The sequence below is a fragment of the Faecalicatena contorta genome, from assembly GCF_021531995.1.
Taxonomy (GTDB): Bacteria; Bacillota; Clostridia; order Lachnospirales; family Lachnospiraceae; genus Dorea_A; species Dorea_A contorta_A.
Window position 1 is genome coordinate 1 of the sequence record NZ_JAFBIZ010000080.1, and the last position, 14,708, is coordinate 14,708.

General features: G+C 44.3%; 12 protein-coding genes. 9 read left to right on the plus strand and 3 right to left on the minus strand.

Annotated features, from left to right (window positions below):
* The first annotated feature begins 76 nt into the window (after positions 1–76).
* Positions 77–1,315, plus strand: a complete 1,239-nt coding sequence (gene glyA / locus JQM82_RS10850; RefSeq protein ID WP_235250341.1) for a serine hydroxymethyltransferase — start codon at positions 77–79, stop codon at positions 1,313–1,315.
* Positions 1,316–1,370: 55 nt separating this feature from the next.
* Here glyA and JQM82_RS10855 read toward each other — a convergent pair whose 3' ends face one another.
* Genes JQM82_RS10855 through JQM82_RS10865 form a run of 3 tightly spaced genes read right to left on the minus strand, consistent with a single transcriptional unit; the run spans position 1,371 to position 4,599 of the window.
* Positions 1,371–2,525, minus strand: a complete 1,155-nt coding sequence (locus JQM82_RS10855) for an ABC transporter permease (RefSeq protein WP_235250342.1) — start codon at positions 2,523–2,525, stop codon at positions 1,371–1,373.
* Positions 2,512–3,654, minus strand: coding sequence for an ABC transporter permease (locus JQM82_RS10860; RefSeq protein WP_235250343.1), 1,143 nt, complete (start codon positions 3,652–3,654; stop codon positions 2,512–2,514). Before JQM82_RS10860 ends, JQM82_RS10855 begins: the two co-directional genes overlap by 14 nt.
* A gap of 15 nt (positions 3,655–3,669) precedes the next feature.
* The gene (locus JQM82_RS10865; RefSeq protein WP_235250345.1) at positions 3,670–4,599 is read right to left on the minus strand and encodes an ABC transporter ATP-binding protein; all 930 of its coding nucleotides are present in this window, start codon (positions 4,597–4,599) and stop codon (positions 3,670–3,672) included.
* A gap of 133 nt (positions 4,600–4,732) precedes the next feature.
* Here JQM82_RS10865 and JQM82_RS10870 point away from each other — a divergent pair, with 133 nt between their 5' ends.
* The 8 genes from JQM82_RS10870 to JQM82_RS10905 all read left to right on the plus strand — a co-directional run bounded on the left by JQM82_RS10870 (position 4,733) and on the right by JQM82_RS10905 (position 14,588).
* A complete protein-coding gene (locus JQM82_RS10870) occupies positions 4,733–5,827 on the plus strand; it encodes a sensor histidine kinase (RefSeq protein WP_235250346.1) in 1,095 nt (364 codons plus the stop codon).
* On the plus strand, positions 5,824–6,447 hold the full coding sequence (locus tag JQM82_RS10875) for a response regulator (RefSeq protein WP_235250347.1): 624 nt from the start codon (positions 5,824–5,826) through the stop codon (positions 6,445–6,447). The genes JQM82_RS10870 and JQM82_RS10875 overlap by 4 nt, the downstream gene beginning before the upstream one ends.
* 20 nt (positions 6,448–6,467) lie before the next feature.
* Complete coding sequence (gene glgX / locus JQM82_RS10880; protein WP_235250348.1) at positions 6,468–8,543, plus strand: glycogen debranching protein GlgX; 2,076 nt, start codon at positions 6,468–6,470, stop codon at positions 8,541–8,543.
* Between the two features lie 663 nt (positions 8,544–9,206).
* Positions 9,207–9,584, plus strand: a complete 378-nt coding sequence (locus JQM82_RS10885; protein WP_235250349.1) for a RidA family protein — start codon at positions 9,207–9,209, stop codon at positions 9,582–9,584.
* Between the two features lie 59 nt (positions 9,585–9,643).
* Positions 9,644–10,477: an Mrp/NBP35 family ATP-binding protein gene (locus JQM82_RS10890; RefSeq protein WP_235250350.1), complete on the plus strand. Its 834-nt coding sequence runs from the start codon at positions 9,644–9,646 to the stop codon at positions 10,475–10,477.
* Between the two features lie 203 nt (positions 10,478–10,680).
* On the plus strand, positions 10,681–11,982 hold the full coding sequence (locus JQM82_RS10895; RefSeq protein ID WP_235250351.1) for an MATE family efflux transporter: 1,302 nt from the start codon (positions 10,681–10,683) through the stop codon (positions 11,980–11,982).
* 124 nt (positions 11,983–12,106) lie between these two features.
* Positions 12,107–13,327: a PucR family transcriptional regulator gene (locus tag JQM82_RS10900; protein ID WP_235250352.1), complete on the plus strand. Its 1,221-nt coding sequence runs from the start codon at positions 12,107–12,109 to the stop codon at positions 13,325–13,327.
* Between the two features lie 106 nt (positions 13,328–13,433).
* Complete coding sequence (locus JQM82_RS10905) at positions 13,434–14,588, plus strand: double-cubane-cluster-containing anaerobic reductase (RefSeq protein ID WP_235250353.1); 1,155 nt, start codon at positions 13,434–13,436, stop codon at positions 14,586–14,588.
* Positions 14,589–14,708 lie beyond the last annotated feature (120 nt).

The following is a 14,708-nucleotide window of genomic DNA, read 5'->3' on the forward strand; positions in this document are numbered from 1 at the left end:
AAGTAAGATGCTGGAAAATGCAGAAAGATTATGTTATTCTGATAAATAAGTTTTTATAAAAGCAGGAGGAAGAAAGATGTACACATTTGATGAAATAAAGAATGTAGACAGCGAGATTGCAGATGCAATTCAGGCAGAGATGGCAAGACAGAATTCTCATATCGAACTGATTGCTTCTGAAAACTGGGTAAGTAAAGCGGTAATGGCGGCAATGGGAAGTCCGTTGACCAATAAATATGCGGAGGGATATCCTGGAAAACGTTATTATGGAGGCTGCCAGTGTGTGGATGTAGTTGAGAATCTGGCTAGAGAAAGAGCGAAGGAGTTATTTCAGTGTGAGTATGTGAATATACAGCCGCATTCAGGCGCGCAGGCGAATCTTGCAGTATTTTTTGCAATGCTTAAGCCAGGAGACAAGGTCATGGGAATGAATCTGGATCACGGCGGACATCTGACACATGGTTCACCGGTCAATATATCTGGAAAATATTTTCAGATCGTATCCTATGGAGTAAATGATCAGGGATTTATCGACTATGAAAAAGTGAGAGAAATTGCATTAAAAGAGAGACCGAAAATGATCATTGCCGGTGCCAGTGCTTATGCAAGAATCATTGATTTTAAAAAGTTCCGTGAGATTGCAGATGAAGCAGGGGCATATCTGATGGTTGATATGGCTCATATCGCAGGTCTTGTGGCGGCAGGTTTTCACCCAAGCCCGATTCCGTATGCAGATGTAGTGACAACGACAACACATAAGACGCTTCGTGGACCAAGAGGAGGAATGATCCTCTGCAGCCAGGAATCCGCTGATAAGTTCAACTTTAACAAAGCTGTGTTCCCGGGAATCCAGGGAGGTCCGCTTGAGCATGTAATCGCGGCAAAGGCCGTATGCTTCAAAGAAGCACTCCAGCCGTCATTCATTGAGTATCAGAAGCAGATTCTGAAGAATGCACAGGCACTGTGCACGGGTCTTCAGAAACGCGGTGTAAAGATTGTATCAGGAGGAACGGACAATCATCTGATGCTTGTAGATCTGACGGGTGAGGAGACTACCGGAAAAGAGCTGGAGAGACGTCTGGATGAGGCACATATCACCTGTAACAAGAATACGGTGCCGAACGATCCGAGATCTCCGTTTGTAACCAGCGGAGTCAGACTGGGTACACCGGCTGTTACCTCCAGAGGGCTGAAGGAAGAAGACATGGATGTGATCGCAGAAGGAATTGCGCTTGTAATCCAGAGCGAAGACAACATTGAGAAAGTAAAAGGAATGGTTGCAGAGCTTACAGAGAAGTATCCATTGTGCCAGTAAGAGAAGAATAAAAAAAGAGTACTGGAAAACAGTAATATTTTCCAGTACTCCTTTTTTATTCTGTCCGTTGGCATTTGGTGATAACCAGTGCAGCACACAGGATAGCGACAGCAAATAATATCTGAATCAGATATCCGATATAGAGAGACTGTTGTTGTGCTGAATGAAGCACTGTATTGTAAGCCAGCATCTGATTATTGATCTCGTACCAGTAGACGGGAAGAAAGTGTGCAAAGGTCTTGATTCCCCTGCCCATAATGTCCAGAGATACGAATACACCACAGGTGAATGACATTCCAAGTGTTATCACATTGACGATCGCGCTTAAAAGGTCATCTTTTTTAATCAGCGTTCCCACCAGAAAGGCAAGTGCCAGTGATACCAGCATATTGCAGAAGCAGTTCACGATATAGTAAAAGCAGTTAGAATCCTGAAGGAAAGAATTCTTGTACAGGATGACAGACATCAGAATGCAAAGGCCCCATAAAGCCAGACCAATGACGATGTATCCGAGAATAATCTGCAGATTCTGGCTGCGGATGGATACGGCAGAACAATTGATTCGTCTCTGCAGATCCGGTTTTTTGAAAGATATCATAATGTAACCAATCGCATAACACAGAATTGACATCAGGATATACGGAAAAAACTGATACATGTATGCATACCCCGGCATCTCGCCGTTGTGATCTTTATCTGTGAGAAGTGTGATGTCAGAAGTTTCCGGAGTGAATGCACAGACTTCTGCTATCGCATCTTCCAGAGAATATCCGCCGGAGGTCATAATACGGATCTCGTTCAGGAAAGAGTTGATCTGCTGATCTACATAATGTCCATTGCTGCTTCCGGGGATCTTTGTTACCGGCAGTTTTTCCCCGTTTTCCAGACAACGGGTCTCAAAATCTTCCGGAATGATGACGGCATAGTAGATATTGCGATAGAACATGGCATCCTGAAGTGCCGCTTTATCATCCGGAACCGTTTTTACGGTATGATACTGATTCAGATATTGTATCAGACCTCTGGATAGTTCACTCTGATCTCGATCAATCACACCAATTTCAAGATGTTCCATCTGAAATGTGGAGGCAGATTCTCCAACACCCGTCTTCTGAACCATGACGAAGATCGCAAGAAAGATAGCGACATACATGAATACGATATTCAGGTTCTGTCTGGTAATGGTCATAAATCCCTTAAATACTGTCATAACGTTCCCTCCTTACTCCAAGAAATGCGACGATCAGGCAGAGAAGACTCATGGCTGCAAGTATGATCAGGCAGCGGGTTAATCTTGCAGAGTCGTTGTATACACCCATGCAGTAATATGCATCGCTCAGTACAGCAGCCGGGTTGATCCGGTTGAGGATCGGGCAGTTGGTTTCGATTATGTTTTTCATGTCTCCAAACATCAGACCTGCCAGAAATCCGGGGAACAAAGTCAGTGCAACGCACAGCCCCATGCGTACACCCAGAGAGAGTCTGCTGACACAGCCAAGAACGATGCCCATGCAGACGCCGATCAGACTGCCCATCAGATTGATCAGAATCAGAGTGCCGACCTGGTCTCCGAGACTGAAACCGAGTACTTTTACGATATACAGATTCAGGATCAGAACATCCAAAAAATGAACGGCAACGATGACCAACATGTCGATCAGAATCAGAGTCAGTTTGTGGGTAGGAGTGATGCTCCTTCGTGCGCCCAGAGCAGAGAGATTCGCCTGACTGTCCATGGCAAACCGTACGCCGAGGAATGCTCCGCTTAAGCACGCATAAGCAATCAGCGCAAGAAAATACTGTACGGTCGAATCCAGAGTCTTTCCGCCAAGAGAAGTATCTTTGGTAAAGCTCTGATAGTCATATACGGTATTCAGAGCGTCAGCGATCCGTTCCGGATGAGTTTCGGCAATCTTCTGAAGCAGGTTGGCATTCCTGCGATAGGAATCAAGAAGGGAAGTCAATATGCTTTCATTGATTCCATTTTTGGCTACAGTAAGAGAAGGAGTATCCTTTACGTAATAGATACCCTGAATGGTTTCTGATTTTAAGGCATCAATGGCTTCTTTTTCAGAAGAAATATCTTCAATTTTAAGCATGTCTCCGTCAAGTTCCGTCAGAAACTGAGAAAATGCATGTGTAGTATCAGAGGTATCTTCTTTTGTGATGACAGCGACCGGGATAGAGTCCCAGCTGGTTTCTCCGGTTCCTGCAAGTCCGATATTGCCAAAGGACAGATAGTAAAAGGTTCCAAGGATGATCGGAAAGGCCAGTGACCAGAACAGAACGGAATATTCCCGGATAACCTGGAGAAACCGGTATTTCAGTATATGCAACATAGATATCCCCCCCGTCTAATCGCGCAGTTCTTTTCCGGTGATTTCCAGAAAAACGTCATTCAGAGTCGGAAGTTCTGAAAATACACGGCCAAATGATACGTCATGTTCCTGAAGATAATTCAGGATTCGCACAAGATTGTGTCTTGCATCACTGCATTTGATCTTCAGTATCTGATTTTCATAAGTAAGTCCGAATACATGTCGAAGAGCGCGGAGTCCGGACAAAGTCATCTCATCCAGTGCAATGGCTTCGATGGTAATGGTTTCACCGGTTTTAATCATTTTCTTTAATTCTTCGGTTGTTCCGGTTGCAAGTACCTGCCCGTGGTCGATGATCGCGATGCGGGTACAGATCTGCTCGACCTCTTCCATATAATGGGAAGTATAGATGATTGTTGAACCCTGCCGGTTCAGTTCCAGGATACCTTCCAGTATCCGGTTGCGGCTCTGTGGGTCTACGGCGACGGTTGGTTCGTCCATGATGATCAGTTTTGGCTTGTGCACGATTCCGCAGGCAATATTCAGACGCCGCAAAAGGCCGCCGGACAGCTTTTTCGGACGCATCTTCCGATAGTCTTCCAGACCGGTAAATGCAATGGCTTCTTCTACAAGTTCCTGGCGTTTTTTCTTATCTTTGATATACAGACCGCAGAAAAAATCAATATTTTCCCAGACGGTCATCTGATCGAATACAGCGACATTCTGCATGACAACGCCAATGTCTTTTTTGATGTCATAGCTGTCAGGGTGCATCTCCTTACCGAAGATGGTGATGGTTCCCTTGTCGTATTTTAAAAGTGCCAGCAGGCAGTTGATCGCAGTTGTCTTTCCAGAGCCATTCGGGCCGAGCAGGCCAAAGATCTCTCCTTCTCTGATGTCAAGATTCAGATGATCCAGTGCTACCAGGCTGCCATAGCGTTTCACAAGGTTTTCAATGTGAATCATAAGATATCCTCCATTCATTTTTCATCGGATTTGTTACTTGTAGTATAAAGTCCTGCCGTTTATAATGGAAGTGTCGGGAGTCACAAGTGAAGTGACAAATGTCATGTTATCGATGAAGATTGAGGAAGAAAATATGAAACAGATAGTTGATCAGACGATCATTCTGGTCTATTGTATGATGGCTGTGATGGGAATGCCGGTAAGTGCACAGCTGGTGGCAGCATTTCTTCTGGCTGTGATTTATGCAGGGATGAATGAATTCCTGGAATGCAAAAAAGTGCAGCTTCTGACGAATGTCGGGTGGTTGGCGGCAGCATATGTGTGTCCGCAGATGTGGCTGTTTACACCATTGATTCTGTACAGCATGCTTGCGTACCGGCAGTATCTGTTTGCGGTCATACTGGGTCTGGGATTTATCCTGGCTTATCTGCCGGATCAGATACAGCTTCTGGTCTGTCTGGGAGTGGGATGCATGTTCACTGCACTGGTTCAGTGCCGGACGAAAGAATATGAACTGCAGGATGCGAAGCTTCGGAGGATCAGAGATGACAGCACGGAACGAAACCTGTTATTAAAAGAGAAGAACAAAAGTCTGCTGGAAAAGCAGGATTATGAGATCTATACAGCTACACTGAGAGAGAGGAACCGGATCGCGCGCGAGATCCATGATAATGTAGGACATATGCTGTCACGATCCATATTGATGGTTGGGGCATTGAAAGCACTGAACACACAAAAAGCAACGGAGGGACCGCTGGATCAGCTGGAGGATACACTGAATGCCGCTATGAACAGTGTGCGGGAGAGTGTACATGACCTTCATGATGAGTCTGTGAATCTGAAGGAGGTGCTGGAATCTCTGACAGAAGAATATTCCTTCTGTGAGGTGCGTCTGGAGTATGATATGGGATATGATGTGCCAAGAGAGATTAAGTACAGCTTCATATCCATCGTGAAAGAAGCGCTGAATAATATTATGAAGCACAGCAATGCAACGAGTGTACGGATACAGGTTCGGGAACATCCGGGGCTCTATCAGCTGGTGGTGGAGGATAACGGAAGTACGATGACGCAAAAGCGGCTTAAGGAAGTTCTGGATACCACGGGAGGAATCGGGATCCGGAACATGAAAGAACGGATCGGGATGCTCGGCGGAGTGGTTCAGCTGCAGGTAAAAGAAGGCTTCCGCATCTTTATCACGGTGCCGAAGCAGGGAGGACATGAATGAGAATCGTAATAGTAGATGATGATATGCTGGTTTCCAGTGCATTAAAGACGATCCTGGAGGTGAATGCAGAGGTTCAGGTAGAAGGAATGGGATCGGATGGGAAAGAAGCCATTGCGTTGTATGAAAGATACAGGCCGGATGTCCTTTTGATGGATATCCGCATGAAAGATATGAGTGGGCTGGATGCTTCCAGAGAGATTCTGAAAGCATATCCGCAGGCAAAGATACTGCTTCTGACAACATTTTCGGATGACGAGTATATTGTTAAGGCTCTGAAATATGGAGTGAAGGGATATCTTCTGAAGCAGGATTATAACAGTATTCTTCCTGCACTTCAGGCGGTGCAGACCGGACAGACGGTATTCGGTACAGAGATTATATCGAAGCTTCCCGGGCTTTTGCAGGAAAAGAAAGTATATGACTGGGAGGCACATGAGATCAGTGAAAAGGAACTGCAGGTGATCTCTCTTGTCGCAGAAGGAATGAGTAACCGGGAGATAGCAGCAGAATTATATCTGAGTGAAGGAACGGTTCGAAATTATATCAGTAATATTCTGGAAAAGCTGGAGTTAAGAGACAGGACGCAGCTTGCGGTGTATTACCTGAATGCAGTCAGATAGTAGTCGGGAAAGGAAAATAAATGAAAAGAGAAGAGAATATAAAAATAGGGCCGTTGGATTGTATCAATGGATTCGGGGTACGGCCCGGATATTATATGGTGGATGGAGCTACCGCAATCCCGGGGGGTGTCTGCTTTACGGTACACTCCAAGAATGCATACAGCTGTGAGCTTCTTCTGTATCACAGAAAAGAGTCGGAACCATATGCAGTGATACCATTTCCGAAGAATTATAAGATCGGGCATGTCTATTCCATGATTGTATTTGGATTGGATGTGGAAGAATTTGAATATGCGTATCGTCTGGACGGTCCGTATTGTCCTGAGAAGGGACTGTTGTTTGACCGCAGTCACATTCTTCTGGATCCGTATGCAAAAGCGGTGACAGGGCAAAGCGTCTGGGGCAAGCAGATCAGTAAGAATGGATATCGTGCCCGGGTGGTACGGGATGATTTTGACTGGGGGACGGAAGCATCTCCGAGGATTCCGATGGAAGAGCTTGTAATCTACGAGATGCATGTGCGCGGATTTACTAAGATGGCAGAGGATGTGACGGCGCCGGGAACGTTTGAAGGTATCCGGCAAAAGATTCCGTATCTGAAAGATCTGGGTATCAACGCAGTAGAATTGATGCCGATCTTTGAATTTGATGAACTGAGCGAGAACCGAATCGTAGACGGAAGGAAAATGCTGAATTACTGGGGATACAATACCGTAAGTTTCTTTGCCCCGAACACCAGCTATACTTCTGCGGTAGAGTATAACAGGGAAGGAACAGAATTCAAACAGCTGGTGAAGTCTCTGCATGAGCAGGGAATTGAAGTGATCCTGGATGTGGTATTCAATCATACGGCAGAAGGGAATGAAGATGGACCGTTTATCTCATTTAAGGGATTTGACAATAACATCTATTATATGCTCAGACCGGATGGAAACTATTACAACTTCAGCGGCTGTGGCAATACCATGAACTGCAATCATCCGGTCGTGCAAAGGATGATCACGGACTGTCTGCGCTACTGGGTCACGGAATACAGGGTGGACGGATTCCGTTTTGATCTTGCGTCGATTCTTGGAAGAAACGAAGATGGATCTCCGATGGAGAATCCACCGCTGCTGCGTGCGCTGGCACAGGATCCGATCCTGGGGGATACAAAACTGATTGCGGAAGCGTGGGATGCCGGCGGCTTATATCAGGTGGGGAATTTCCCGGCTTTTCGGCGCTGGTCGGAATGGAACGGAAGATACAGAGATGATATGCGGGAATATCTGAAGGGCGGACTGTGGAGTGCATCGGAGGCAGCACTTCGCCTGATCGGATCTCCGGATATCTACGATCCGGCTGTCCGGGGGTACAATGCATCTGTGAATTTTCTGACCTGCCATGATGGATTTACGCTGTATGATCTGTATTCTTATAACGAAAAACACAACGAGGCAAACGGATGGGACAATACCGATGGAGCGAATGATAACCGGAGCTGGAACTGTGGAGCGGAAGGCCCGACGGAGGATCCGGAGGTTCTTCGCCTGAGGTACCGCTTGATCCGCAACGCGTGTGCGGTCTTGATGACCAGCCGGGGAACGCCGATGTTTCTTGCAGGAGATGAGTTTTGCAATACGCAGTTTGGCAATAATAATGCATATTGTCAGGACAATGAGGTGTCCTGGCTTGACTGGAGACTTCTGGAAGAGCATCAGGATATCTATCAGTTTTACCGGTATCTGATCCATTTTCGCAAAAGACATGTTGTATTGCATGGCAAGTGTAAAAGGGCGTTATGCGGGCTTCCGGAAGTGAGCCTTCATGGAGAGCAGCCCTGGAATCCTTCCTATGAAAGTGGTTCGGGAGTCATCGCTGCGATGATGGCGGGATATGATGAGAGACGAAGAAGAGATGATATTGTATATATTGCAGTCAATGCATACTGGGAGACGGTAAATATCACACTTCCGGAGCTTCCCGGTGATCTGCAGTGGGCAGTGGAGGTCAATACCGGCGTGGAAGGTCATGAGATTCATGAAGTGCCGGTCAGGCTGGATACTGAGCAGGTATGCATCGGAGCAAGGTCTGTGATGATTCTTGTGGCAGAGTAAAAAGGCTGGAAGAAGTATAAGAAGAAATAAAGATGTGCCGTTGCAAAACAGATGATTGATTTATCTGTGGAGCAACGGCTTTCGTTTTTTATAATGGCAGGCTAAAAAGGGGAAGTGAAGATCGTCATAGGTATAGCAACTTATGGTGAGATCATTCGAATGGGTGTTTACAGTATTTTCTTCTGTTTTTACCCTCTTTTTTCATGTTTATATGAAATCACTCAATTTATTTTCATCATAATTGGGCATTCTCTAAATAATTTCATATCAGTGCCCGTCGATCTCTATATTTATATTCGAAACCTCAGATTGATTGGGGAGAATTGTTTACATTTTCTCGCTACGCCCATAAAGTGTATTTGAAATCTGCCTGATTAACCGGACACGAAAAACTTCCGCTTTGATCGAGATATCTGAGAAAATGTTGAAATACATGATCATACGCGGTACACTGTAGATGTTGGGAATCCGGGGAGCTCCGCTGGCAGTATTGGATGGACAGGCAGTGACAGTCTGGCGTACAGTCACAGCGGAAGAGAACTGACAGATTATATGGGGAGACTGAAAAAAGCTATTGATAACCCGGCTGTAGAGGTAGTACAATGTAAAACAGTGGAAGAACTGGTAAGAAACTATTAGAAATTGCAAAGGAGAGGTAATATTATGAAAGTAGTAGCAACAGAAAAAGCACCAAAAGCATTGGGACCATATTCTCAGGGGTATGTTCATAACGGAATATTCTATTCTGCAGGTCAGATTCCGATTAATCCGGCAGTAGATGCGGTTGAAGCTGAGACGATTGAAGAGCAGACAGAGCAGGTATGCAAGAATCTGGGAGAGGTGCTGAAAGCAGCCGGAACATCCTTTGATAAAGTGTTGAAGACCACCTGTTTCCTGGCAGATATGGGAGACTTTGCTGCATTTAATGAAGTATATGCAAAATACTTTACGTCCAAGCCGGCCAGAAGCTGTGTTGCAGTAAAGACGCTTCCAAAGGGTGTAAAATGTGAAGTAGAACTGATCGCTGTGGTGGAAGAATAATCGCGGAAAAGATCAGAAAACGTCAGAAAAAAAGTTAAGAAAAAGAGAGGTAGATAGTTATGGCAGAAGAGCAGAAGAATGGCTGTTCCCCATCCGATTGTGCCGGTTGTGCACACGCAGATTCCTGCGGAAGCAAGCCACAGGATTTCAAAAAGCCGGCCAATCAGTATTCAAGTATTAAAAATGTAATTGCAGTTGTCAGCGGAAAGGGAGGAGTCGGAAAATCCATGGTGACCGCATCCCTGGCAAGAATGATGAAAGAGCAGGGGTTCTCCGTCGGAATCCTGGATGCGGATATTACAGGACCATCCATTCCAAAGATGTATGGAATTCATGAAAAGGCAGGAGGAAATGAAGAAGTTATCTTTCCATGTATTGCGAAGGACGGAACAGAGATCATGTCTGTGAATCTTCTTCTTCCGAACGAGTCTGATCCGGTCATCTGGAGAGGACCGGTGATCTCAGGAGTTGTGACACAGTTCTGGACAGACGTAGCCTGGGGCGAACTGGATTATCTGTTTGTTGACATGCCTCCCGGAACCGGAGATGTTCCGCTTACCGTATTCCAGTCACTTCCGGTGAATGGAGTTGTCATCGTTACATCCCCACAGGATCTGGTACGGATGATCGTAAAAAAGGCATACAATATGGCGGAACAGATGAACATTCCGGTACTTGGAATCGTAGAAAACTACAGTTATCTGGTATGTCCGGATTGTGGAAAGAAGATTGCCGTATTTGGAGAAAGCCATATTGATGAAGTGGCTGCAGAGCTTGGAATTCCGGTGCTTGGAAAGATGCCGATCGATGCAGGACTTGCAGAAGCTGTTGAGAATGAGAATTTCTCAGAGGTCAGCAATGAGTATCTGGCAGCAGCGGTGAATAAGATATAATGAAATCCATGTTACAGAATGGGGCTGTTTTACAGTCCCATTCCTTTTGATATCATAACGTAGGAAAAATCGTAAAAGTATGCTTGAGAGCAAAAAGGGGATACAGAAATGATAGGTAATTGGGCTTCCGAAAGGAAAAAGAGGATCAGTTAAATATCAACTGGAAAGGTTTTTATATACATGTTTTCAGTCTGATTATACCGATGGCACTGCAGAACCTGATCAATGTGGGGGTTACGGCAACGGATGTACTGATGCTGGGGCGTGTGGGAGAAAAAGTACTGTCAGGCTCCTCTCTGTCAGGCCAGATTCAGTTTGTGATGACATTATTCCTGTTCGGGATTAATTCCGGAGCAACGGTTCTGAATGCACAGTACTGGGGAAAGAAAGATACCCGTTCGATTGAGAAAATCATGGGAATGGCGATGAGTGCTGCAGTGACTGCCGGAATCATTTTTACGATTGCAGCAGAAGTGTGTCCGGTACAGCTTTTAAGAATCTTCACCAATGATGAAGTGGTGATTGCAGAAGGCGCGAAATATCTGAGAATTGTTGCGTTATCCTATATTCTGATGTGTATCACACAGATTTATCTAAACACCATGAGAAGTATCGAAAGAGTACTGATCGCTACGGTGGTATACGCAATCTCCCTTCTTACCAACATTGTGTTAAATGCTGTGCTAATCTTTGGTCTGTTTGGATTCCCGGAACTTGGAATCAAAGGAGCGGCAATTGCAACGCTGGTGTCCAGAATACTGGAGCTTCTGATTGTCATCTGGTATGCAAAAAACAGGAATAAAGTCGTACATTTCCATGTGCGTGACATGGTAAAGGTCGATAAAATTCTCTTTAAAGATTTCCTGACGTATGCAGTACCGGTGATTATCAATGAACTTTTGTGGGGATTAGGAACATCGACAAATGCGGCAATTATCGGTCATCTGGGCAGTGCGGCAGTAGCTGCGAACTCGGTTGCACAGGTGGCAAGACAGCTGGCGTTGGTTGTGTGCTTTGGTGTATCGAACGCGACAGCAATCTATCTTGGGAAAACCATCGGGGAAAAACAGTATGAGCTTGCAAAAGCATATGGAAGAAAATTCTTAAAACTCAGTATTTTGACCGGACTGGCAGGCGGATGTATGATATTGATTGCTTCTCCGATTGCAGTAAGATTTATGACATTATCGACAGAAGCACAGGGATATATGAAATTCATGTTTTTTGTCATGTCCTATTTTTCACTCTGCATGTCGATCAATACAACGTTGATCGTGGGAGTTCTCAGGTCCGGGGGAGATACAAAATACGGGCTTGTCGTGGACCTTGGAGGAATGTGGTGCTTTTCGATTATCTTTGGAGCAATTGCGGCATTTAAGTTCCATGCGAGTGTCCAGATCGTGTATGTCATATTGATGAGTGATGAAGTGATCAAGATACCGATGTCCGTCAGCCGGTTTTTCAGTTACAAATGGATCAAGAATCTGACCCGGGATAATTCTTAAACAATTAATTGATGATAGCTATAAACAGTGCGTATTATTGACAATACCGATTGGACATGGTTTTTTGTGTTGAATATAATGAAAAGTAGTATGCAGATATTGCAAAAAACGGGGTCATGCGCACATGAAGAAAAAGTTTGATATCAATATATGTTATAGAAAAGTGTTTGAAACGGTAAGTTCAGAATGCAACATTCAGAAGATTATTGATATGATTGCGGACTATACAGGAGTATCCTTTGTGATTGTCGATATCGGAGGAAAGGTGCTCGCTGTTTCAGCTGGATTATCTGAAAATAGTCCGGTTTCGAAGGAAGAAGCGGACAGACATGATACCATCATCAGTCTTATATCTCAATGTGTGGAAGTGAAAGAAAAAGGAGAGAAGGCGTCATCCCTGCATTTGAAGGCAGAAGAAAAATACTGTGAGGTCAATACGATTGAAGTAAAAGGAAATACAGAGGGGTTCTGCATTTTGATTCCGGAGGATGATGACATAGAAGATGCGCCTGTTTTTGGTCAGGTAAATGACATCGTTTGCCAGGCGCTTGGGATGATTTTTGAAAGGCAGGGTGTCAGGGTACATTATCATACATCTACCATCCGACGGATGATTGCAAGAAGTCTGTTTGAAGGAGAGGAAAGTGACAGGCTTCGGGGAAAAGAGATACAGAAGATGTATGATGCCTATGTGATGAAGCCGTTTATGATTGCTGTTTTGAAGTTAAAGAAAGATCATGTGCTTCAGCTTCAGCAAGCAGGAAACAGCCTGATTGATACTTACCCGAATTCTTTTGTATATATTAAGGACAATCTCATATTTGTTTTATTTTCGGATATTTATATGGAAGATCAGAAGGCAAAGTTAATCTACATGCTGAATGACATGTGTGATAATTACGAGATGGTATGTGCGGTCAGTGAAATATTTGATGATATTGATCTGATAGAGAAAAAGAAGTTTCTGGTTACACAGGCGCTCCGGATCGGAGAAAAGACACATGCGGAAAAGAATCTGCATCAGGAATATGATTATTACATCCAGATTGTCTGTTCCTGTGCAGCTCCTTTTATAGGAAATGCGCGTTATCTGGAACATCCCTTGAATCGTCTGAAGCAGGAAGATCGGGTGAAGGGAACGGAGTTCTATAATACACTGAAAGAGTATTTATTGCATGGCAATAATGTCAGTATGACATCAAAGCATCTGTACATTCATCGTAATACCATGATATACCGGTTATCCAAGATCAATGAGATGCTGGGAGTGGATATCAATGACCCGAAGATTGCAAGGCAGCTGATGATCAGTATAGTGCTGCAGGAACAGGAAAATATGGAATAATTGTGCATTGTGCCTAATCGTAGAGCGAAGGTTTGTACATAGAATAAATTGGAATTGAGGAAGGCGTATGCTAGAATAGAGGTGATAGTATTAGAGGAGAGACAGAATGGAAGTAATAAAAGAATTGCCTGAAATATTTGAAGAGTTTGCAGAACAGAAAAAGAAGTCTTTTTTGACGATTAAAGAATTCAAGGAACGACAGATTCCTGTAATAGGAGCATATTGTTCCTATTTTCCGAGGGAAATAGCAGTTGCAATGGGAGCAGTTCCGGTTGGATTATGTTCTTCGTCGGAAGAAACGGTTCAGATTGCAGAAACGGTTCTGCCCAAGAACATCTGTCCGCTTGTCAAGTCAAGTTATGGATTTGCGATTTCGGATAAGTGTCCTTACTTTTATTTCTCAGATCTGGTTGTTGGCGAGACGACCTGTGATGGGAAAAAGAAAATGTATGAGATGCTTTCGGAGTTTAAAGATGTATATGTAATGGAACTGCCGAACACACAATCAAAAAACGGACTGGGACTCTGGAAACAGGAGATTATTCGTCTGCAGCATTATCTGGAAGAAAAATTTCAGGTTGTCATTACAGAAGAAGATATCAGACGGGCAATTCGTATGGAGAATGCCAGAAGAAGTGCATTAAAGCGACTGTATGAAGTGATGAAGCTGGATCCTGTACCGATCATGGGGATGGAGCTTCTGGATGTGTTATATGGCAGTAAATATAAGCTGGAGATAGAAAAAGTTCCGGGAGAGCTTGATGCATTGACGAAGCAGATATTGGAAGAGTACGAGAATAAACCAAAGCGGGAAAAGAGACCCCGTATTCTGGTCACAGGATGCCCAATCGGAGGTGACTCCAAAAAAGTGGTGAAAGCAATCGAGGATAACGGTGGTGTAGTAGTAGCTTTTGAAAACTGTACAGGTGCAAAAGTGATTGATAAGCAGGTGGATGAGAACAATCCGGATGTTTATGAGGCGATTGCAGAAAAATACTTCACCATTGGCTGTGCAATTATGACACCGAATGATCATCGTATTGAACTTCTGGGAAGAATGATTGATGAGTTTAAAGTAGATGGTGTCGTGGAGATGATCCTGACCGGTTGTCATTCTGTACATATGGAATCTATCAGTGTACGTAATTTCGTCAATGAAGAAAAGCACATTCCTTATCTGGATGTGGTTACCGATTACTCGCAGGGGGATGTTGCACAACTGAATACAAGAATGGCCGCATTCATTGAAATGCTTGAATAGAAAATGAAAACACTCATCGCAAAGATGGGTGTTTTTTTGCAGGAGCGGATTTTACCGGTTATTGTGAATGTAATATGAAGTCAAGCGTTATAGATAATGCAAATATACAGAGTATATTTA

Coding starts and splice junctions, on each gene's coding strand:
- JQM82_RS10855 (WP_235250342.1), bottom strand. CDS start 2,525: ATGACAGTATTTAAGGGATTTATGACCATTACCAGACAGAACCTGAAT.
- glgX (WP_235250348.1), top strand. CDS start 6,468: ATGAAAAGAGAAGAGAATATAAAAATAGGGCCGTTGGATTGTATCAAT.
- JQM82_RS10900 (WP_235250352.1), top strand. CDS start 12,107: ATGAAGAAAAAGTTTGATATCAATATATGTTATAGAAAAGTGTTTGAA.
- JQM82_RS10870 (WP_235250346.1), top strand. CDS start 4,733: ATGAAACAGATAGTTGATCAGACGATCATTCTGGTCTATTGTATGATG.
- JQM82_RS10905 (WP_235250353.1), top strand. CDS start 13,434: ATGGAAGTAATAAAAGAATTGCCTGAAATATTTGAAGAGTTTGCAGAA.
- JQM82_RS10890 (WP_235250350.1), top strand. CDS start 9,644: ATGGCAGAAGAGCAGAAGAATGGCTGTTCCCCATCCGATTGTGCCGGT.
- JQM82_RS10875 (WP_235250347.1), top strand. CDS start 5,824: ATGAGAATCGTAATAGTAGATGATGATATGCTGGTTTCCAGTGCATTA.
- JQM82_RS10860 (WP_235250343.1), bottom strand. CDS start 3,654: ATGTTGCATATACTGAAATACCGGTTTCTCCAGGTTATCCGGGAATAT.
- JQM82_RS10895 (WP_235250351.1), top strand. CDS start 10,681: ATGGCACTGCAGAACCTGATCAATGTGGGGGTTACGGCAACGGATGTA.
- JQM82_RS10885 (WP_235250349.1), top strand. CDS start 9,207: ATGAAAGTAGTAGCAACAGAAAAAGCACCAAAAGCATTGGGACCATAT.
- glyA (WP_235250341.1), top strand. CDS start 77: ATGTACACATTTGATGAAATAAAGAATGTAGACAGCGAGATTGCAGAT.
- JQM82_RS10865 (WP_235250345.1), bottom strand. CDS start 4,599: ATGATTCACATTGAAAACCTTGTGAAACGCTATGGCAGCCTGGTAGCA.